This window comes from Kosakonia sp. S42 (assembly GCF_016624785.1).
Classification (GTDB): Bacteria; Pseudomonadota; Gammaproteobacteria; order Enterobacterales; family Enterobacteriaceae; genus Kosakonia; species Kosakonia cowanii.
Window position 1 is genome coordinate 11,645 of the sequence record NZ_JACVTW010000018.1, and the last position, 19,871, is coordinate 31,515.

The following is a 19,871-nucleotide window of genomic DNA, read 5'->3' on the forward strand; positions in this document are numbered from 1 at the left end:
GCCTGCGCCGCCGGAGGTCTACACTCAATGCCTTAACGACCCGTCGAGAGGGTTTGCAGCACTTTCAGCTGGGCAACCGCTTCCTGCATCGCATCCATCCCGGCGGTCAGGGTGCGCAGGTTGCTCAGTTGCTTCGCAATGTTTTCCCGCTCCTGGCGCGTCTGCTGGCTCATCTCAGCGATGGCGTTAGCGGCAAGAATACTGCGCTCTGCCATATCGGTTGCCGTCTCCACCGTATTACTGGCCACTTCGCGGATATGCGAGATAGTGTTGACCGCGTCGCTGATGTTGCTCGCCGTCGCTTCCGCCTGCTCTTTTGAGGAGTGCGCCAGGCGGCGAACTTCCCCTGCTACCACCGCAAAACCGCGTCCCGCATCGCCCGCGCGCGCCGCTTCTACCGCCGCGTTGAGCGCAAGGATGTTGGTCTGGAAGGCGATGTTACTGATGCCGTGGGTGATCACGCCGATGCCGTTGGAGATCTGCTCCAGCGAATCCAGCCCTTCGCCAAGACGCCCCTGCGCCCGCTGGCTTTCGGTGGCGATATCGCTGATGCCACGAATGCTGCTTTCTGCCATCACCAGCGCTTCGCTCTGGCTCTGGGTGGCGGCTTCCAGCGCCGGCAACGCCTGCACAATCGGCGCCAGCTCCTGCTGATAACTCACCACGCGATCCAGCACGCGGGTCTGAATGCTGTTCAGCGCTTCCCAGCGGCGCAGCGCGCGCTGGGCGTAGTGCGCGGCATAACCGGCGTACTCCACCGGGAACTGGGTCATCGCTTTCACGTCATGGTTAAAGAAGACCAGCGCGGAGAGGGTCTGGTTAATTGGCACGCCGAGGATTTCGCCAAAGCTTGAGAAGCCCGCCGCCGGAATGCCTTTAAAGAAGTGGGCATCGTGCAGCTGATCGCTGTTGCCCATACGCCGCAAAATGCAGTCATTCATCATGATGGCGGCAGGCTTGCCTTTGCCCGCGATAAAGGTTTGCCAGTCGCGCAGCGTCGCCTGTTTAAAGTCGGTCTCCTGCATCAGGAACAGCCGATCGCCAAACTCCAGATCGCAGAAGAAGTGCACCATGCCGTGCTCAATCTTCGCCACCGAGCGGATGAAATACTCCTCACCCACTTTCACGCCGAAGGTCAGCCCTTTCAGGCGCTCGCTCAGCTGCGACTCTTTGCATTTCAGATGGTCGGCCAGCGCCTCGGTAAAGGCCTTCTGCTGCCCCTGGCGGTCAAAGACCGATGTTACCGTGCGGGCAATCGGGTCGGCGTCGGCAATCAACCAACTCTGATCCAGCGGGGTGAAGTTCTGGCTCTTGAAGGGCGAGAAGGATTTGCCTTCTGCCATGCGACAGAACACGACCACCGCTTTGCCTTGTAAGATGCGGTCGCCAACGCCAATCCACGTGCCGTCAAAGGTCGCGCGTCCGCCTGCGGAGCCGCCAATCGCCAGGCACGGGAAGAGGCCGCTGTTGTACCAGGCCTGCATGAAGAAACCTTCCGAGGCGGAGAGCCCGTCGCAGTAAATCATCGCGAAAGTGCGTTCAGCGGAAAGCGCCATGCGCGGTTTAATAGTGTTTAATTCGCGCTGAATGGCGCTAATACGCTGTGAAGCAGTCTGGGTATCGTGCAGATGGAGATCGACAATGTGCGTCTCGTGCTCGGCGATAAGGCTATCCGGCAGCAGCAGGAAACTCCCCTCTTGTCCGTCGCCCGCACAGTAGGTTGTCTGGCGGCCACTGGCGCTCAGTGCACCATAAGAAGAGAGCGTGATCACCGTCAGATCGGCAGAGGTGAAACGCTGCCACGCCTGGCTAACGCGGTGAAAATCTGCTTCGGGCGGGACGAAGGTCAATAAAATACCGGATGAGCGCGCGCTAAGACCCGCAGCCGAAAGTGAGGTCGGTAAATCCCGGCAGTCGAAAATGCCGTTGGCAGGCTGAGCGCCACCCGCCAGACGGGAACCCAACAAACCGCGATACAGTGATCTTACGAAAGCCATAGTACTGTTTTCCTTAAAATAAAAAATTGCGCCTGAAAATGCGCTTGCAGAGATTGTTAAAGGAGGGCTAAAAGCAGATCCGTTCGCGATCAGAACTCGTTAAAAAAAGATAAGCGCGCCCCTGCGTAATTGAGGGTGACGCAAAGACGTTATCGTCAATTTGCGCTAAAGCTTCACTAATCGCTGCAATAGATAAAAGTATTCCGCACAAAACAGGTTACGAGTGAAGCAGATAGCGTTTAACTATTTTTGCGGCGCTGGTTTTAATACTTTTTTAAGTGCAGGGGTTATTCCCGGACGGCCAGAAATATAACCCTCCTTTATTATGTGCCTTTCAAATCCTAATAAGATGATGCGCAAGCCACCCATTTCCGGTGGGCTTTCGCCGCAGCGGTTTAATTCCCCCAACGAAGCGGATAGCATGGGCGCCACACTTTTTTTTGTCACTATTATAGGGATCGTTCGTGCATTACGATTACAACGGCAACAGCCATCTCAGCGAGTTTGAGCGCGATGAAGCCAACCGAAGAATAGCCGCGCAAAACCCCTATGGCGCAGCGTCAGGTCCGGCGGCGGTAAGTATAGTCATGATTGCATTCATTGCTGTTTTTTCGCTATTTGCCCTGCTTTTCTTTGCTACTAAAGCTTTTCTTACGCGCGGTGCGCCGAAATTATGGCCAGGTTCTTTCGCACGGGCGCTGAAATTATTTCTGCTGTATGAGGTAATTCTTTACGCTTTCGATTTTGCGAGCACTTACTGGTATTTTTTTATTCAGTCTGTGGCGGCACAGCTCTCCGTTCCGCACCTCTTTTCGTGGTTTACCTCCGCCGAATTCTGGCTCTATCAGGTAATACATACACAATTGCTCTACACCATTAATATGGATGAGCTGGCAATACACTATTTAACCCGGCTCTGTCTGAATACGCTGTCGATCGTTGTCTGGTTATTAGTGGCCAAAACGCTGGCCACCTATCTTCCCCATCTGAAGTGGTTCCGCTTTACGGATGCCACCGGCCAGCGCATCGCCTGGCTGCGGGTGATAAAAGTCCATCTGCTGACGTCGCTGCTCTTCTGGAGCGTGGTGTTCTTCTTTAACTAACCCCGGCCAGAGAGTGCGCAGTTAAGCGCCCCTGCCCGCTGCGAGACTGGCTTTTTGTTAACAATCACGTTATAAACCCTGAACGCAGATGTTTAGACGTCCATACGTTTAGAGGGTTGTATGCAAAATCAGCAGGATCAGGCGCAGGGGCAGCTTAAGCGCACCATGAAGACCCGCCACTTAATTATGCTGTCGCTGGGCGGCGTGATTGGCACCGGGTTGTTCTTTAATACTGGCTATATCATCTCCACTACCGGCGCGGCCGGCACGCTGCTGGCTTATCTGATTGGCGCGCTGGTGGTCTGGCTGGTGATGCAGTGCCTCGGCGAACTCTCCGTGGCAATGCCGGTGACCGGCGCGTTTCATGTCTATGCCGCGCGCTACCTCGGCCCGGCAACCGGTTATACCGTGGCCTGGCTCTACTGGCTGACGTGGACCGTAGCACTGGGTTCGAGCTTTACCGCCGCCGGGTTCTGCATGCAGTACTGGTTCCCGCATGTTCCGGTCTGGATATGGTGCGTCATCTTCTGCATGGCGATTTTCGCCCTTAACGTGGTCTCAACGCGCTTTTTCGCCGAGGGCGAGTTCTGGTTCTCGCTGGTAAAAGTAATCACCATCATTGCCTTTATTCTGCTTGGCGGCGCGGCGATCTTTGGCTTTATCCCGATGCAGGATGGCTCCCCCGCGCCAGGGCTTGCTAATATCACCGCCGAGGGGTGGTTCCCCCACGGCGGCCTGCCGATTTTGATGACCATGGTAGCGGTGAACTTTGCCTTCTCCGGTACCGAGCTGATTGGCATTGCCGCAGGCGAAACCCAGAACCCGCAGCAGGTGATCCCGGTCGCCATCCGCGCCACTATCGTGCGCTTGATCCTCTTTTTTATCGGCACCGTGTTTGTGCTGGCGGCGCTGATCCCGATGCAGCAGGCGGGCGTGGAGAAGAGCCCCTTCGTAGTGGTGTTTGAGAAGATTGGCATTCCTTATGCTGCAGATATTTTTAACTTTGTCATCCTGACAGCGATCCTCTCGGCGGCTAACTCAGGGCTGTATGCGTCCGGGCGCATGCTGTGGTCGCTCTCCAATGAGAAGACGCTGCCGCGCTGCTTTATGCGCGTCACCAAAAACGGCGTGCCGCTGACGGCGCTCTCCGTCTCTATGCTGGGTGGAGTGCTGGCGCTGCTTTCAAGCGTTATCGCCCCGGATACGGTGTTTGTCGCGCTGTCGGCGATTTCCGGTTTCGCCGTGGTTGCCGTGTGGCTCAGCATCTGCGCGGCGCATTTTGTCTTTCGCCGCCGCCATTTGCAGTCCGGCAAGTCGCTTGCGGATCTGCACTACCGCGCGCCGTGGTACCCGCTGGTGCCGATCGCCGGTTTCCTGCTCTGCCTGCTGGCGTGTGTTGGCCTGGCGTTCGATCCCGATCAGCGCATTGCGCTCTACTGCGGGCTGCCGTTTGTGGCCCTGTGCTATGGTGCTTACTGGCTGACCCATCATGAAAAAGCGAAGGAGAGTGAACATGTCGCGCCCTAATCCCCTGAACGCGCTGCTGGAGAAGCAGCCCTTTATTGTGCTCGACGGCGCGATGGCAACCGAGCTTGAAGCGCGCGGCTGTAACCTTGCCGATAACCTCTGGTCTGCGAAAGTGCTGATGGACGCGCCGGAACTGATCCGCGATGTGCATCTCGACTATTTCCGCGCCGGTGCGCAGGTCGCGATCACCGCCAGCTACCAGGCTACGCCGCTCGGCTTTGCCGCACGCGGCCTGGATGAAGCACAGTCGCGGGCGCTGATTAGCAAAAGCGTCGAGCTGGCGCAGGCGGCACGTGATGCCGCGCTGGCGGAAAATCCGCACGCCGGGCCGCTGCTGGTGGCCGGGTCCGTTGGGCCATATGGCGCATGCCTGGCGGATGGGTCGGAGTATCGCGGCGATTATCAGCGCACCGCTGACGAGTTTACGGATTTCCACCGCCCGCGCATTGAGGCGCTGTTAGCCGCGGGAGCCGATCTGCTGGCCTGCGAAACACTCCCCTCTTTTGCCGAGATAAAAGCCCTCGCCGCGCTGTTGCAGGCGTGGCCGGGTGCGCGGGCGTGGTTCTCATTTACCCTGCGCGACGCCCAACATTTAAGCGACGGCACGCCGCTCGCAGAGGTGGTGAAAGTGGTGGAAACGACGCCGCAGATTGTTGCACTCGGCATTAACTGCATCGCGCTTGCTAACACCAATGATGCGCTGGCGCATCTGCACAGCCTGAGCGCGCTGCCGCTGGTGGTCTACCCTAACTCGGGCGAAACCTACGATGCGGTAAGCAAAAGCTGGCATGCGCACGGGGCTGCCTGCGACACGCTGGCCGGGCATCTGCCCGCGTGGCTGGCCTCTGGCGCAAAGCTGATTGGCGGCTGCTGTCGCACCACGCCTCAGGATATCGCCGCCCTGCACCGCTGCTGCACAAAATAGTTATTCGCTGCGGCGGCTAGCGTGAACGCCAGCGTTGATGTCCCCAGCTCAGCGCGCCGTTAACGATAATCCTGCCGCCGCAGGCCGGATAGCCCGGCGGGTCGACCGAGACGTTGCGCATTGAAGGGAAGATATCGAAGCGCTGGAATAGGGCCGCCAGCCGTTGATGCTGCGGATTAAGCTCCGGCAGCGAAAACCACACCAGTTCGCCAAGCGAGCGCTCCAGCCACTCTTCAACCTCCCCCTCTTCGCTGGCGGGGTTGTTCAGCGCCGGGCTTTGCGCCATCGCCTGGAGTTGCGCATAGTGGCGGATACGCCAGCCGCAAAACTCCAGCGTTTCACCAGCGTAATAGAGCTCGTCGACATATTCGCTCTCGTCGCGGCTTAAGGTCTCCGCTTGCGCCTCGGTCAGGCTATCCAACAGGAAGCGCGCGGCAAGCGTCGGCAAGTGATGCACCACCAGCCCCGGATGCTCGCCACTGCCGCCACCCAGCACCAGGTTTTGCGGCGTGGCGTTGAAGTCATACGCTCCCCAGCCGCCGTCGCCCTCGATGGTTTCCAGCGGGTGGTAGATAGGCAGATAGCCAAGGGTGCCAATTATTTCGTGGTCAAAGCCATCGATGTAGCTCATAAAGATCCTTGTGCGTAATCGTTTTCATTAATTAAATTCAGGCTCATGCTATGAATTATTGCCGACAATATCATGACCGCCACAACATTTATTCTGTTGTTACCAATACGAGTTGGTCGGCTGAGTCATAGCAAAGAATGTTTTTATAATTTGGCACAATAACGCCATTATTTTGTGAGCACCAAAACATATAGTTCCAAACGGGTAAACCCCAATATGCCGCATCAATATTTTTAAAAGCAGAATCACTACTTATTCATATACCCTGGCAGCCATAAGCATATCGTAGAGAACCTTCCAGTTTATGTCTAACGGAACCTCTTGTTTTGTATTGACATAATACTGCTCCATGTCTTCGACCCACCCCTGTAGCGCATCCAAAAAAGAGGGGAGATCCCGATTAGCCCACTCTTCTGGACATGATTTGAGATCCTGATTGTATAACGTCAGAAAAGCCAGAAAATCTGCTTTTGATTTTATTTCTTTATCGTAGGGGATCATTTGCTCTCCTGATTTCTATATAAGCGATAGCGGTGGCTGATCACATTCCATGATCTTTCATTCCCGTAGTGACTCATTATTAATGACCGAGAGAACAAACTCTTTTTTATGAAGATTCATAACGTCCCCTAAATGCGCGCTTTCATTAGCCTGCAAAAGATCGCTTTTGGAACATAACGCCTTAGTAATGAGTGAGCGAATGATATCACTTCTGGTCACGATAAACTGCCAATGTCTGTTGCCTTGATGAATGCAAACCAGGAGGGTGCAGATCAAAAAGAGCAGGCAAAAAAAAGCCGTTCCTTGGGGTGGGAACGGCAAATACACATCACGGTCAAAATGAAACCATACATCATTCAGTTTCTATAAGTTTTACAGAGTAACTATTAAATATTTACTAATTTAAGAAAATGAAAATTGAGTGCGTATGGCTGCGAACATTCAGCAGAGAGCCTGCATCCGCGCAGCGTTCCCAGCATCACGATAGTGGTTGTGATTATGTAGATCACAGCTGCATCAGGATTACCCTAAAGTTTTTTTATATCCTGACGATAAAGCTGTTAAGGATGCATCAGTCGACGTCGATTGTTTATAAATAAAAAACAAAGGATTTATCATGCGGCTACTATTGTTAATTTCATCTTTACTATTTATCACTTCATGTGGCGATAAAAATAAATCAGAGTTTATGGATGGTTGCACAGGAGGGAACACGAGTGACTACGCACACAAAGTTTGCTCTTGTGCATACGATAAAATGAAAGATACCTATGGCGACCCGGAGAAGTGGGAATCCAGGATGTATAACGAGGGAACGAATAACTTGATTTCTGCGATGAAAAAATCAATTGAAAGTTGCCAATAAAATAAGGCTGCATATGCAGCCTTTTTGTTATTTTTTTAATGATGCATAAGCAATAAAACCAAACAGTAGTAAGCTACCGACAATAGCCCCCAGAGTGGGAAACCATATGAATGGCCAAACCAGCCCCCGGCCTATGTTGTAGGCCAGACCTTTGTAATTAAAATCACCCCAGATACTACCATATATAGTAGTTGCAATGGCCAACATAAAATAGACTGAAAAAAATGTGCCTTTAATGTTCATTTGATAACCCTATTTTGGTTTTTTTTGTTAATTACGTACTGTGTATTTTAATAGTATCAGGGGCCCGTCCGGATATCGAAAGTTATTATGCGTAAAATCTGTTTTTTTTTTACCTTTCGACTTTTTCTCGCCCATAAACGAAACTAAACCAAAATTTTCCTTAATAAGCAGAGCTATCCACTTCGCTATTAATTTAGTGCGCTGCTTTCTCTCAATAAGCCCTGCTACTGGGGTGATTACAATGAGTGCTGGGCCAGGGCCGGGACTTTTCCGGGAAGATCATCCAGCATGACCAGGTGGGTCTTTTCTGGTGGGCACAGTGTGACAGCCCCCTCAGGCTATCGTGAAATAGTCTGCCGGGATGGATTCATCTACTAACAGATAGTGTTCGCCATGCACCAAAACCCAGGGAATTATAAAATTTAAGCCCATTAGATTATCCCTACAGAGGGTTTAACCGAGGATAAAACGTCTACAACATCTTCTACTGTAGAAAAGAGGTAATGAACGACATCATCGTGTCTATTACCACGTTGTTCATTAAACCATTCCAGATACTTAGAGTTTTTGACAACGTAAATGCCCGTCAGCATGATTCCTTTTTGCTCATCTAGCATTTTCAGCAAGTCCCCTTCATCAGTTACTCTAAAAGCGTGGACCCAATCAAAAATTATTTTTGTCTTGCCAGATTTGGCATCGATGACAGAAGAAAAAAGTAATTCCAGCGCTCCCGATTTATATCGTAAACCCTCCAGTTCGGGGCTAAGAGGAAACTTCTCACTTAAGTTACTTAATTGTAAGCATTCAATCATATAAGATTACTCATCATATCTAACGTTATTCTCTACTAACCTGAGTGGATACCCATACCGGCCGACTATCTGAATTACACTCACAAACAATAACAGTTCTACCATCCTTTACGCTACCCCGCTGATGCCGGGGATATGTTTTATCTCAGCAGGAGATAAAACATCAAATTGACGTTCATACGGAGTTATATATACCAGGGTTATATCGGGCAAGCACAACGGGTGGCAAGTTAAGAGGAACAGCAGGCAAAAAAAAGCCGTTCCTTGGGGTGGGAACGGCAAATACACATCACGGTCAAAGTGAAACCATACATCATTCAGTTTCTATAAGTTTTACAGAGTAACTATTAAATGTTTTCAAGTGTAAGAGAGTGAAACTCCCTTGCGTCACAATCGCCGCTGACTCAACTGGCCGTGCGTTCCAGTTTGAAGACGCTGACCAGATCTTTCATCACTCGCGCCTGCTCATTGAGCATTTCTGAGGCAGCAACGGACTCTTCAACCAGCGAGGCGTTTTGCTGAGTGGTGGTATCAATCTGCCCGATAGCAATGTTGATTTGCTGAACGCCGTCGCTCTGTTCGAGGCTTGCACGCTCGATCTCTTTTAAAATTTCCGAAACGTTATCAACGTTCAGCACCATTTCATCCATCTTACCGTTCACCTGACGCACCATCTCCAGCCCGCGGTTACTCTGCTGCGTCGAGTTCTCTATCAGCGTGCGGATATCTTTTGATGAATTCGCCGTTTTCTGCGCGAGGTTACGCACTTCCTGCGCCACGACGGCGAATCCCTTGCCATGTTCGCCTGCGCGCGCCGCTTCGACAGCGGCATTAAGCGCGAGGATATTGGTCTGGAAGGCAATCGAGTCAATCAGGTTGATGATGTCTGACATCTTATCGGCTGAACTGCTGATGTTATGGATCTCCTCGGTGAGTGAGGTCATCAGCCTGCCATTATCTTTAGCGGCATGGCTTGCCCTTTCGGAGAGCTGCGAGGCGTTAGCGGTATTGTCGCCCGTGTTTTTAACCGTCGAAGAAATCTGCTCCATCGAGGCAGCCGTCTGCTCAACCGAACTGGCCTGCTCTTCAGTACGCGCCGAGAGATCGCGCGTCCCTGCCATGATCTGCGAAGCGCCGGTGGCGATGTTTTCCGCACCTGAGCGGATCTCCGCGACGATCTTTTTCAATTCCTCCTGCATATTGATGATGGCACTGGTTAACAGCCCGGTCTCATCTTTAGAAATGACAGTGATCTCATGGCCGAGATCGCCCCTGGCAATACGCTGAGCGGCATCCACGACCTGGCGAATGGGGTTAACAATATTCTTTGCCATCACCATTGCGGTGGTTACGCCAAAGGCAAGGCTAATAAGCGAGATGATTAACATGATGAGCTTACTTTGGCTGTAGTCAGCCAGGAAATCGTCATAGGAACCCTGCATCTCATTGCGTTGCAGCTTAATAAATTCGCTAATTTTGCTGATGTACTGCGTCGTGTAATCGCGCGTTCTGGCATTGTACTCATCAATGGCCGCATCGGGATTTGATTCAATAATCTCAATCACTTTGCTACGCGACTGAATATACGTGGCACGAGCCTGCTTAATTTGCTCAAGCATCAATTGTGATTGTTCATCATCCGCTGCTCTGCTCAGCTCGGTATACAATGCGCTTATTTTGCGAGACTGATCCGTAAGCTCATTAACCATATTTCTTTTACTTGCCGGATCTTTTTCAAGCAGCGCGTTTAGCAGTAAAGCACTGGTGTTATTAACCTGGCGTATCAGATCGTTTGCCAGCGCGGTTGTCGGGTAGACCTCCGTAACAATCTCGGTGATATTCCCTTTTGCTTCACTGAGACGATAAAGCGCATTCCCGGAAATTAAAGCAAGTAATAACAACAATACGCCAAAAGAGATCATGATTTTATTTCTGATACTCATGCCTGTTGTTTTGACTGCGTGCGAATCATTTCTCATATTATTCCCTTATTAAGTTTGCGGATATACCATTCGAATGAAAGAACGGCACAGGTTATATCGGCGTACAGGGAAGAGAGTTTATAAATTGATCGTTAAAAACTGTCTAAACGCGACATTCAATAGGCTCGAGCTATGGATAATTTAATATTGAAACGCTATTTCTAACTATAAATGAGCTTCTTCATTTTTTTTAACGTTAATAGTCGGTGTCAGTTAAAAATGGTGACGGAGAGAAGACTTTCGTTTGTAAAAAATTCGTAAGTCACTGAAAATAAAGAGTCAAAATCACATAATAAACACAATGTAAAGCATTAACTTATTTTTTACCGACCCGAAAGGATAAAAGCGTAAATAATTTATTACGCATTTCACATTTTATAACTAAATTTTTTATAGATTGTCAAAATAGAAAAGGACTTTAATCAGCTGTTAATCAATAAATTATTTCATAACGATCATTAATATTGAACTGCATCGCGCAGAATGGCACAACTAGAAATGAGAGGGCGCAGAATAATGTGGTCTTATTCCCGAGATCCCTTACTCCTCAACAATCAGCATTGCAGAACAGGATCTTTATAGCACTTAGATAATCTGTTAATTCTCATTAAGAAAAGAAACATCCATATCTGACGCGACCCGTAAAAATGAATTCACCACGGGATTGGATTCATTTTTTCTATATAACAGTTCCATAGTCATTCGGTCCGGAAAATCAAGTATTTCACGGTATGTTATCCCGGCCATTTTGATGTTGACTAATGTGCATGGCAATAATGCAAGACCATATCCTGCAGCAGTTAACGTCAGAGTGGCTATTGTATTTTTAGCCTGATGTGATATTACAGGAGCCGCACCTAGCAAGCGTTGTAAGATACTAATTTGTACACTATCGTTTCTCTCGTCGCTATATACGACAAATGCCTGATCTTTTAGCTGCTCACGTGAAATATATTTATTCGCTGCCAGAGGATGGTCATTTCTCATCCCTACTACCCAGTGCCATGACATAAGTTTTTGTGCAAGCAAATGTTCAGACAAATTATTATTAAAATCTGTCGCGAATGATACATCCAGTTCTTCATTGAGAATAGCTTCACAAATTTCCCATGGTGACATTTCTTCTAAATAAACTTCCACATCGGGATAATGTAAGCGGTATTGAAAAAGATAATGCGACAACATGCCGCTAAGTGCTGCGTTACCAACGTAGCCGATACGGATCACGCCGATCAATCCTTTCCCTGCCCTCTGAGCCAGTTCTACGGCAGAGTCAGCCTGCCTTAGCGTTTTTATGGCTTCATGATAAAACAATTCACCTGCTTTCGTTAAAGAGAGCCGCCGACTGTTCCTGATTAATAAAGTGGTACCAATAAGTTCTTCAAGCGCCTGTATTTGTTTGGTTAATGCCGGTTGCACAATATGCAATCTCTCAGCCGCTTTACCAAAGTGTTTCTCTTCGACAAGCGCAACGTAATAGCGTAAGTGACGGAGTTCCATGCCTTTTCTCCAGATACCAAACGATTACTTAAAGTTATTGTTCGATGATATCAATCTATTTGAGTGATTAAAATGTCACTCTTAATATATTTCAATACGCAGTCCATTTTCCTCCTGACGTAAAAGGTAAATAGTATGACCTGTTCAAATCGTATTGATGTTCATCAGCACGTGATCCCTCCTTTCTGGGCCGGTGAGCTGGCTAAACATGGCGGAGATCCATCCGGATGGAAAAGCCCAGTCTGGACACCAGAGGATGCTATTAATTTTATGGACGATAATCAGATCGCTACAGGTATTCTCTCTCTTACTGCCCCCAGTATTACTGCATGGCACGGTAAGAGCATGATTGATATGGCGAGAAAGGTTAATGAATATACTGCTGATCTGGTGCAGAAAATGCCTGGACGCTTTGGTAATTTTATAACCTTACCATTGCCGGATATTGATGCCTCGCTGTCTGAAATTAATTATGCCTATGAGCATTTAGATGCTGATGGTGTAGTGCTGATGACTAACTATCAGGGAATATATTTAGGAGACGAGCGTTTCAGCTCTGTATGGGATGAATTAAATCGTCGTTCTGCTGTTGTGTTTATCCACCCGGCCAAACCACCGATGGCATCAATAGCTGGTATTCCTGGCCCCGTCATTGATTATCCGATGGACACCACCCGGACAGCGATACATATGGTTGTAGAAGGTGTAATGAAGCGTTGTCAAAATATCAACGTGATCCTTTCTCATGCGGGAGGATTTTTGCCTTACGCTTCATATCGATTTGCTGAGTTATTACCCGGACTGCACCCGACGCTCAGCAAAGATGAGATGCTCGGGGAGATGAAAAAGTTTTACTTCGACACTGCGTTGTCCAGTAGTCACGTCGCTTTGAAAAGTCTGCTGGCCTTTGCAGAGCCGGGACATATCCTTTACGGTAGCGACTTTCCTTATGCGCCTGCGTCCGTCAGTACTTCATTCGCCCATCAGCTGGATAACTATGAAAACTATACGGGGGATCAGTTAAGAGAAATTAATTATCTCAACGGGCTTAAACTCTTCCCCCGTTTAATGAAATAAATGGCTCACTGGCGCAAAATCCAGCGACGGGGAGACAATGGTGTGGTTACGGCTTTTTAATAATCGCAACGCTTCGTTTGCTGCCTACCAACAGACTAATCCAGGCGGCCAATTTTGACCTGAGGGAGCTTCTCCCTCAGAGGGCTATGTAAAGGTAGAAAAAAGAGTTTACCCCGGCAGCGCTACAGGAGGGATGTAAACCACGATTTTCGCCGTTATCAGCTCTATCCTGATCATCTGGCTTTATCATTCCTGTCGCTTTCAATAACCGCTTCGCGCACGCTTGTTTTCCTGCCCCACAGAGTCCGTTATCATGCTCGCTACGCCTTCATGAACCGCCATGCAAATTCATGAGTTCCGGTGAGGAAAGTGATAAGCGATGAGAACAACAAACATCACTGACTCATTATTTTTCAAGAAGATGGACATCACTAACTGATGAGTACGACAGACAACCTCGACGCGCACACCCCCATGATGCAGCAGTACCTGAAGCTGAAAGCGCAGCATCCAGACATTCTGCTTTTCTATCGTATGGGCGACTTCTATGAGCTCTTTTATGACGATGCGAAACGCGCGTCGCAGCTGATGGATATCTCTCTGACCAAACGCGGAGCCTCTGCCGGGGAGCCGATCCCGATGGCGGGCGTGCCGCATCATGCGGTGGAGAACTACCTGGCAAAACTGGTGAGCCTCGGCGAATCGGTGGCGATCTGCGAGCAGATTGGCGATCCGGCCACCAGCAAAGGGCCGGTGGAGCGCAAGGTCGTTCGCATCGTCACGCCGGGCACCATCAGCGATGAAGCGCTGCTGCAGGAGCGCCAGGATAACCTGCTCGCCGCCATCTGGCAGGATAGCAAAGGGTTTGGTTATGCAACGCTGGATATTAGCTCCGGGCGTTTTCGCCTCAGCGAACCCGCCGACCGCGAAACCATGGCTGCTGAACTGCAGCGCACCAATCCTGCCGAATTGCTCTATGCGGAAGATTTTGCGGAAACCGCGCTGATTGAAGGCCGTCGCGGTTTGCGCCGCCGCCCGCTGTGGGAGTTCGAAATTGACACCGCCCGCCAGCAGCTCAATATGCAGTTTGGCACCCGTGATTTGATTGGCTTCGGCGTTGAGAACGCCGCGCGCGGCCTGTGCGCCGCCGGTTGCCTGTTGCAGTATGTCAAAGATACGCAACGCACCGCCCTTCCCCATATCCGTTCTATTACTATGGAGCGTCAGCAGGACACCATTATTATGGATGCCGCGACGCGCCGTAATCTGGAGATCACCCAGAACCTCGCAGGCGGGATTGAAAGCACGCTGGCCTCGGTGCTCGACCGCACCGTCACGCCGATGGGCAGCCGCATGCTGAAACGCTGGCTGCACATGCCGGTGCGCGATACGAAAGTGCTTACCGAGCGTCAACAAACCATCAGCGCATTACAGGATCGCGCCGCCGAGCTGCAACCGGTGTTGCGTCAGGTTGGCGATCTGGAGCGTATTCTGGCACGTCTGGCGCTGCGTACCGCTCGCCCGCGCGACCTGGCGCGTATGCGCTACGCCTTCCAGCAACTGCCGGAGCTGCGCAGGCAACTGGCTGACGTCGACTGCGCGCCGGTACAGGCGCTGCGTGAGAAAATGGGCGAGTTCAGCGAACTGCGCGAACTGCTCGAGCGCGCCATTATTGAAGCCCCGCCGGTGCTGGTGCGTGACGGCGGCGTCATTGCACCCGGCTACCATGCTGAGCTGGATGAGTGGCGCAGCCTCGCCGATGGCGCGACGGATTATCTCGACCGGCTGGAGATCCGCGAGCGCGAGCGCCTGGGGCTCGACACCCTGAAAGTGGGCTATAACGCGGTGCACGGCTACTTTATTCAGATCAGCCGTGGGCAGAGCCACCTGGCGCCGATCCACTATGTGCGCCGCCAGACGCTGAAAAATGCCGAGCGCTACATCATTCCTGAACTGAAAGAGTATGAAGACAAAGTCCTCACCTCGAAGGGGAAAGCGCTGGCGCTGGAAAAACAGCTCTATGAAGAGCTTTTCGATCTGCTGATGCCGCACCTCGGCGACCTGCAACAGAGCGCCGCCGCGCTGGCGGAGCTGGATGTGCTGATCAACCTCGCCGAGCGTGCCGATACGCTGAACTACTGCTGCCCCACCTTCAGTGACAAACCGGGCATCCGCATTAGCGAAGGGCGTCACCCGGTGGTAGAGCAGGTGCTGAAAGAGCCGTTTATCGCCAACCCGCTGAACCTGTCGCCGCAGCGCCGGATGCTGATTATTACCGGCCCAAATATGGGCGGTAAAAGTACCTATATGCGCCAGACTGCGCTGATTACCCTGCTGGCCTATATCGGCAGCTATGTCCCGGCGCAGAAAGTCGAGATTGGCCCGATTGACCGCATCTTCACCCGCGTCGGCGCGGCGGACGATCTGGCAAGCGGGCGGTCGACCTTTATGGTTGAGATGACCGAAACCGCCAACATCCTGCATAACGCCACCGAGAACAGCCTGGTGCTGATGGATGAGATTGGCCGCGGGACGTCAACCTATGACGGCTTGTCGCTGGCGTGGGCCTGTGCGGAGAATCTGGCGAATAAGATCAAAGCGCTGACGCTGTTTGCTACCCACTACTTCGAGCTGACGCAGCTGCCGGAGAAGATGGAGGGCGTGGCGAATGTGCACCTCGACGCGATTGAGCATGGCGATACCATCGCCTTTATGCACAGCGTGCAGGATGGCGCGGCGAGCAAGAGTTACGGCCTTGCGGTCGCGGCGCTGGCGGGCGTGCCGAAAGAGGTGATCAAGCGCGCGCGCGGCAAACTGCGGGAGCTGGAGAGCCTTTCGCCGAGTGCAGCGGGGACACAAATTGACGGCACGCAGATGTCGCTGCTTGCCCCGGCAGAAGAGACCAATCCGGCGGTTGAAGCGCTGGAGAATCTCGATCCGGACAGCCTGACACCGCGCCAGGCGCTGGAGTGGATCTACCGTTTAAAAAACCTCGTCTAAAAGCGCTGCCGGATGGCGCTAATGTCATCCGGCAACCTCCTCCTGCGCCACCCACTGGCGCAAAAAATCGACCAGCGCGCGCACTTTGGCAGAGAGATGCTGAGTATCGGCATAGACTGCGTAAACGCCCTGCGGCGCAAACTTCCACTCCGGCAACAGATGCACCAGCCGCCCTTCAGCCAGCGCGTTTTGCACCAGCCACGCTGGCAGCAGCGCCACACCACATCCGGCAAGGGCAAACGACATCAGCGCCTGCGCGCTGTCGGCGAAGATACGCGCGGGCTGCTTTATCTCCAGCATTTCCCCGCAGCCCGCCGCATCAGTGACCTGCCAGCGCAGCGGGGAAGCGAGCCGCTCATGAATAATCCACGGCGCGTGCGCCAGGGCGTGCAGCGTCGTTATCGGGTGCTGGCTAAGCCACTGCGGCGCGGCGACAGGAAGAATATCGAAGCGTGAAATCAGCGCCGCGTGATAGCGGGAGTCCGCCAGTGTGCCGAGGCGAATAGCAACATCGAAACGCTCGCTAATCAGATCCGCGTGATGGGACGAAGAGACGTGGCGAATACGCAGCGCCGGGTGACGCTCGCTGAAAGCGGCCAGCGCCGGGATCACCACCTGCGCGCCATACTCCGGCGTGGTGGTAATGCGCAGCTCGCCGCTGAGTCCAATATGGTTTGCCTGCACCTCATCCTGCAAATTTTCGGCATCCCGCAACAGCGCCACGCCGCGCTGGTAAAAGAGGCTCCCCGCCTCGGTCAGCGTTAAGCGGCGGGTGGAGCGTAGCAGTAGCGCCACGCCCAGCGAATCCTCAAGCTGGCGGATATTAAAACTGATTACCGCCTTGGTCTGCCCGAGCGTTGCGGCCGCAGCGGTAAAACTGCCGGTGTCGACGACGGCGATAAACATGGCGACGCGTTGCAAATTGAGCATCGCTTCTCTCGTGATTGTCAAAACAGGTTTGACAGTATATCGCCACCCGCGCCGTTTATCCTCTTTCTGCCAGCGGCTACAGTAGCGCTCCGCACAGAAGGAGGAAAAATGAGGTATCGCAACAAAGTCGCGGTGGTCTATCTGCTGGGCTTTTTTCTCGACTTGATCAATATGTTTATCGCCAGTGTCGCCTTTCCGGCGATGGCAGAGAGCCTGCAGGCGTCGGTCTCCGCGCTGGCGTGGGTAAGCAATGGCTATATCGCCGGGTTGACGGTGGCGATCCTCTTCAGCGCCCTGCTGACGCGCTTTATCGGCGCACGGCGGCTCTTTATGCTGTCGCTGTTACTCTTCAGCGCGGCGGGGCTGGCGGCGGGTTTTGCTGGCTCACTGGGCAGCCTGATTACCTGGCGCGTAGTGCAGGGGTTAGGCGGCGGGTTGCTGATCCCGGTCGGGCAAGCCCTTGCCTGGCAGCAGTTCAAGCCTCATGAGCGGGCAAAGATCTCCTCTGCCGTGATGCTGGTGGCCTTGCTCGCCCCCGCCTGTTCACCGGCGGTCGGAGGGCTGCTGGTGGAACTGCTCGGCTGGCGCTGGATCTTCTTCGTCACGCTGCCACTGGCCCTGCTGACACTGCTGCTGGCCGGGTGCTGGCTGAAAGAGGAGGCAAAGCCCGCCGTGTCGCGTCGGCTGCTCGATCTCTCTTTGCTGAAGAATTCACTGCTGCGCTTCGCCATGCTTATTTACCTCTGTGTGCCGGGGATGTTTATTGGCGTCAGCGTGGTGGGGATGTTCTATTTGCAGCGCATGATGGGGCTCACGCCTGCGGTGACCGGCGCGTTAATGGTGCCGTGGTCCCTCGCCTCCGCACTGGCGATCTCCGTGACTGGCCGCTATTTCAATCGCCTCGGCCCGCGCCCGCTGGTGATGATCGGCGCTCTGCTACAGGCAGTGGGCGTTGTGATGCTGCTGCTGGTTACCCCGTCGACGCCGCTGGCAATGCTTATCATCAGCTTCGCACTGATGGGCGCGGGTGGAAGCCTGTGCAGCAGCACCGCGCAGAGCTGCGCTTTTCTCACCATCGATAATCAGGCGATGCCGGATGCCAGCGCGCTGTGGAATCTTAACCGCCAGCTGAGCTTTTTTATTGGCGCGACGCTGCTGGCGTTTGTTCTCGGCCTGCTGCAGCACGCACTACCGATTCTTATCGCCTATCGCGGGACATTTATCCTCGCCGCGATAATTACGCTTTTCCCGCTTTTGGGCGCGCTGCGCCTTGATAACCAATACACCCTGCAACAGCTAAAACAGGAGCAACCATGAAGGTTTATACGACGGAGATTATTGATGCCCACATCGCCATTGAAGCGTGGCTGGGCCGTGGCGAAGGCGACTGTGCGACGCTGATGGCGCGCTTTAGTGACGCGTTCACCATGATTACCCCAGGCGGAGCAACGCTTGATAAGCCTGCGCTGGTCAATTTTTTCCAGACACAGCGCGCGGCGCGCACGGGGCTTAGCATTCGTGTGGATGATGTCGAAGTGCTGGCAGAGTGGGAAAGTGGCGCGGTGCTGCGCTACCGTGAAACGCAGCAATTGCCGGAACAGCTTGCACATCAGCGCTGGTCAACGGTGGTGTTTGAGAAAGATGCCGGGAAGCTTATGTGGCGGCATCTGCATGAAATGGCGCTTGCCGGGTAGCAGAAAAGAAAAAAGGCCAGTCTTTACGACCGGCCTTTTTGACGAGAAAGGGTGTTTATTCGCGGAACAGCGCTTCGATATTCAGCCCTTGCGTTTGCAGGATTTCGCGCAAACGACGCAGACCTTCAACCTGAATCTGGCGAACACGTTCACGAGTGAGACCAATTTCACGGCCTACATCTTCGAGTGTCGCAGCCTCATAACCCAGCAGACCGAAACGACGTGCCAGCACTTCACGCTGTTTGGCGTTCAGTTCGAACAGCCATTTGACGATGCTCTGTTTCATATCATCGTCTTGCGTGGTGTCTTCCGGGCCGTTGTCTTTTTCATCGGCCAGGATGTCCAGCAGCGCTTTTTCAGAATCACCGCCCAGCGGCGTATCAACTGAAGTAATGCGCTCGTTGAGACGCAGCATACGGCTGACATCATCAACAGGTTTATCTAACTGTTCAGCAATCTCTTCTGCGCTCGGTTCGTGGTCCAGTTTATGGGACAACTCACGCGCGGTACGCAGATAGACGTTCAGCTCTTTGACGATGTGAATCGGCAGACGAATGGTGCGGGTTTGGTTCATGATAGCCCGCTCGATGGTCTGACGAATCCACCAGGTCGCGTAAGTTGAGAAACGGAACCCACGTTCAGGGTCAAATTTTTCAACGGCGCGGATCAGCCCCAGGTTGCCCTCTTCAATCAGATCCAGCAGAGCCAGACCACGATTGCTGTATCGACGGGCAATCTTCACCACCAGACGCAGGTTACTCTCGATCATGCGACGGCGGGAGGCTACATCACCTCGTAGTGCACGGCGTGCAAAATAAACTTCTTCTTCGGCCGTCAAGAGCGGGGAGTACCCAATTTCCCCAAGATAAAGCTGAGTCGCGTCTAAAACACGCTGTGTTGCACCCTGCGATAACAGCTCTTCTTCAGCCAGGTCATTATCACTGGGTTCCTCTTCTACCAAGACTTTTTCGTCAAAAGCCTCTGTTCCGTTCTCATCAAATTCCGCGTCTTCATTTAAATCATGAACTTTCAGCGTATTCTGACTCATAAAGTGGCTCCTACCCGTGATCCCTGGGCAAAACAC

General features: G+C 52.6%; 16 protein-coding genes. 7 read left to right on the plus strand and 9 right to left on the minus strand.

The window, feature by feature from the left end:
- Positions 1–32 precede the first annotated feature (32 nt).
- Positions 33–1,997, minus strand: a complete 1,965-nt coding sequence (locus IAE50_RS17705; protein ID WP_200580842.1) for a methyl-accepting chemotaxis protein — start codon at positions 1,995–1,997, stop codon at positions 33–35.
- Between the two features lie 464 nt (positions 1,998–2,461).
- Between IAE50_RS17705 and IAE50_RS17710 the strand changes: the two genes are divergently transcribed.
- The 3 genes from IAE50_RS17710 (at position 2,462) to mmuM (ending at position 5,552) form a co-directional block, all read left to right on the plus strand.
- Positions 2,462–3,100, plus strand: coding sequence for a hypothetical protein (locus IAE50_RS17710; RefSeq protein WP_200135213.1), 639 nt, complete (start codon positions 2,462–2,464; stop codon positions 3,098–3,100).
- Between the two features lie 120 nt (positions 3,101–3,220).
- Entirely contained in the window at positions 3,221–4,627 is a 1,407-nt protein-coding gene (mmuP, locus tag IAE50_RS17715; RefSeq protein WP_200580843.1) for an S-methylmethionine permease, read from the plus strand.
- Positions 4,614–5,552, plus strand: coding sequence for a homocysteine S-methyltransferase (gene mmuM / locus IAE50_RS17720; protein ID WP_200580844.1), 939 nt, complete (start codon positions 4,614–4,616; stop codon positions 5,550–5,552). Before mmuP ends, mmuM begins: the two co-directional genes overlap by 14 nt.
- 16 nt (positions 5,553–5,568) lie before the next feature.
- On the opposite strand, the gene IAE50_RS17725 is transcribed toward mmuM, so the two are convergent.
- The 6 genes from IAE50_RS17725 to IAE50_RS17750 all read right to left on the minus strand — a co-directional run bounded on the left by IAE50_RS17725 (position 5,569) and on the right by IAE50_RS17750 (position 12,086).
- The gene (locus tag IAE50_RS17725) at positions 5,569–6,183 is read right to left on the minus strand and encodes a hypothetical protein (protein WP_200580845.1); all 615 of its coding nucleotides are present in this window, start codon (positions 6,181–6,183) and stop codon (positions 5,569–5,571) included.
- A gap of 252 nt (positions 6,184–6,435) precedes the next feature.
- The gene (locus tag IAE50_RS17730; RefSeq protein WP_200580846.1) at positions 6,436–6,684 is read right to left on the minus strand and encodes a hypothetical protein; all 249 of its coding nucleotides are present in this window, start codon (positions 6,682–6,684) and stop codon (positions 6,436–6,438) included.
- An 892-nt stretch (positions 6,685–7,576) separates the two neighbouring features.
- The gene (locus IAE50_RS17735) at positions 7,577–7,792 is read right to left on the minus strand and encodes a hypothetical protein (RefSeq protein WP_200580847.1); all 216 of its coding nucleotides are present in this window, start codon (positions 7,790–7,792) and stop codon (positions 7,577–7,579) included.
- 431 nt (positions 7,793–8,223) lie between these two features.
- Positions 8,224–8,604, minus strand: a complete 381-nt coding sequence (locus IAE50_RS17740) for a hypothetical protein (protein ID WP_200580848.1) — start codon at positions 8,602–8,604, stop codon at positions 8,224–8,226.
- A 404-nt stretch (positions 8,605–9,008) separates the two neighbouring features.
- Complete coding sequence (locus tag IAE50_RS17745; RefSeq protein WP_232045223.1) at positions 9,009–10,547, minus strand: methyl-accepting chemotaxis protein; 1,539 nt, start codon at positions 10,545–10,547, stop codon at positions 9,009–9,011.
- A 636-nt stretch (positions 10,548–11,183) separates the two neighbouring features.
- On the minus strand, positions 11,184–12,086 hold the full coding sequence (locus tag IAE50_RS17750) for a LysR family transcriptional regulator (RefSeq protein ID WP_200580850.1): 903 nt from the start codon (positions 12,084–12,086) through the stop codon (positions 11,184–11,186).
- A gap of 135 nt (positions 12,087–12,221) precedes the next feature.
- Here IAE50_RS17750 and IAE50_RS17755 point away from each other — a divergent pair, with 135 nt between their 5' ends.
- Positions 12,222–13,163 carry an amidohydrolase family protein gene (locus tag IAE50_RS17755; RefSeq protein WP_200580851.1) on the plus strand — a complete coding sequence of 314 codons (942 nt, stop codon included), beginning with the start codon at positions 12,222–12,224 and terminating at the stop codon, positions 13,161–13,163.
- 438 nt (positions 13,164–13,601) lie between these two features.
- Entirely contained in the window at positions 13,602–16,163 is a 2,562-nt protein-coding gene (gene mutS / locus IAE50_RS17760) for a DNA mismatch repair protein MutS (protein ID WP_200580852.1), read from the plus strand.
- A gap of 24 nt (positions 16,164–16,187) precedes the next feature.
- Here the strand turns inward: mutS and IAE50_RS17765 are convergent, their stop codons facing one another.
- Positions 16,188–17,093, minus strand: a complete 906-nt coding sequence (locus IAE50_RS17765) for a LysR family transcriptional regulator (RefSeq protein ID WP_200580853.1) — start codon at positions 17,091–17,093, stop codon at positions 16,188–16,190.
- A 108-nt stretch (positions 17,094–17,201) separates the two neighbouring features.
- Between IAE50_RS17765 and IAE50_RS17770 the strand changes: the two genes are divergently transcribed.
- Both IAE50_RS17770 and IAE50_RS17775 read left to right on the plus strand, forming a co-directional pair.
- Positions 17,202–18,410: an MFS transporter gene (locus IAE50_RS17770; RefSeq protein ID WP_200580854.1), complete on the plus strand. Its 1,209-nt coding sequence runs from the start codon at positions 17,202–17,204 to the stop codon at positions 18,408–18,410.
- The gene (locus IAE50_RS17775) at positions 18,407–18,787 is read left to right on the plus strand and encodes a DUF4440 domain-containing protein (protein ID WP_200580855.1); all 381 of its coding nucleotides are present in this window, start codon (positions 18,407–18,409) and stop codon (positions 18,785–18,787) included. The genes IAE50_RS17770 and IAE50_RS17775 overlap by 4 nt, the downstream gene beginning before the upstream one ends.
- Positions 18,788–18,842: 55 nt before the next feature.
- Here IAE50_RS17775 and rpoS read toward each other — a convergent pair whose 3' ends face one another.
- Positions 18,843–19,835 (minus strand): RNA polymerase sigma factor RpoS, encoded by a 993-nt coding sequence (gene rpoS, locus IAE50_RS17780; RefSeq protein ID WP_023481104.1) that lies wholly within the window; start codon positions 19,833–19,835, stop codon positions 18,843–18,845.
- Positions 19,836–19,871 lie beyond the last annotated feature (36 nt).

Excerpts from the sequence above, each read along its gene's own strand:
- IAE50_RS17705 (WP_200580842.1), bottom strand. The coding sequence starts at position 1,997 with ATGGCTTTCGTAAGATCACTGTATCGCGGTTTGTTGGGTTCCCGTCTG.
- mmuP (WP_200580843.1), top strand. The coding sequence starts at position 3,221 with ATGCAAAATCAGCAGGATCAGGCGCAGGGGCAGCTTAAGCGCACCATG.
- mmuM (WP_200580844.1), top strand. The coding sequence starts at position 4,614 with ATGTCGCGCCCTAATCCCCTGAACGCGCTGCTGGAGAAGCAGCCCTTT.
- IAE50_RS17725 (WP_200580845.1), bottom strand. The coding sequence starts at position 6,183 with ATGAGCTACATCGATGGCTTTGACCACGAAATAATTGGCACCCTTGGC.
- IAE50_RS17730 (WP_200580846.1), bottom strand. The coding sequence starts at position 6,684 with ATGATCCCCTACGATAAAGAAATAAAATCAAAAGCAGATTTTCTGGCT.
- IAE50_RS17735 (WP_200580847.1), bottom strand. The coding sequence starts at position 7,792 with ATGAACATTAAAGGCACATTTTTTTCAGTCTATTTTATGTTGGCCATT.
- IAE50_RS17740 (WP_200580848.1), bottom strand. The coding sequence starts at position 8,604 with ATGATTGAATGCTTACAATTAAGTAACTTAAGTGAGAAGTTTCCTCTT.
- IAE50_RS17745 (WP_232045223.1), bottom strand. The coding sequence starts at position 10,547 with ATGAGTATCAGAAATAAAATCATGATCTCTTTTGGCGTATTGTTGTTA.
- IAE50_RS17750 (WP_200580850.1), bottom strand. The coding sequence starts at position 12,086 with ATGGAACTCCGTCACTTACGCTATTACGTTGCGCTTGTCGAAGAGAAA.
- IAE50_RS17755 (WP_200580851.1), top strand. The coding sequence starts at position 12,222 with ATGACCTGTTCAAATCGTATTGATGTTCATCAGCACGTGATCCCTCCT.
- mutS (WP_200580852.1), top strand. The coding sequence starts at position 13,602 with ATGAGTACGACAGACAACCTCGACGCGCACACCCCCATGATGCAGCAG.
- IAE50_RS17765 (WP_200580853.1), bottom strand. The coding sequence starts at position 17,093 with ATGCTCAATTTGCAACGCGTCGCCATGTTTATCGCCGTCGTCGACACC.
- IAE50_RS17770 (WP_200580854.1), top strand. The coding sequence starts at position 17,202 with ATGAGGTATCGCAACAAAGTCGCGGTGGTCTATCTGCTGGGCTTTTTT.
- IAE50_RS17775 (WP_200580855.1), top strand. The coding sequence starts at position 18,407 with ATGAAGGTTTATACGACGGAGATTATTGATGCCCACATCGCCATTGAA.
- rpoS (WP_023481104.1), bottom strand. The coding sequence starts at position 19,835 with ATGAGTCAGAATACGCTGAAAGTTCATGATTTAAATGAAGACGCGGAA.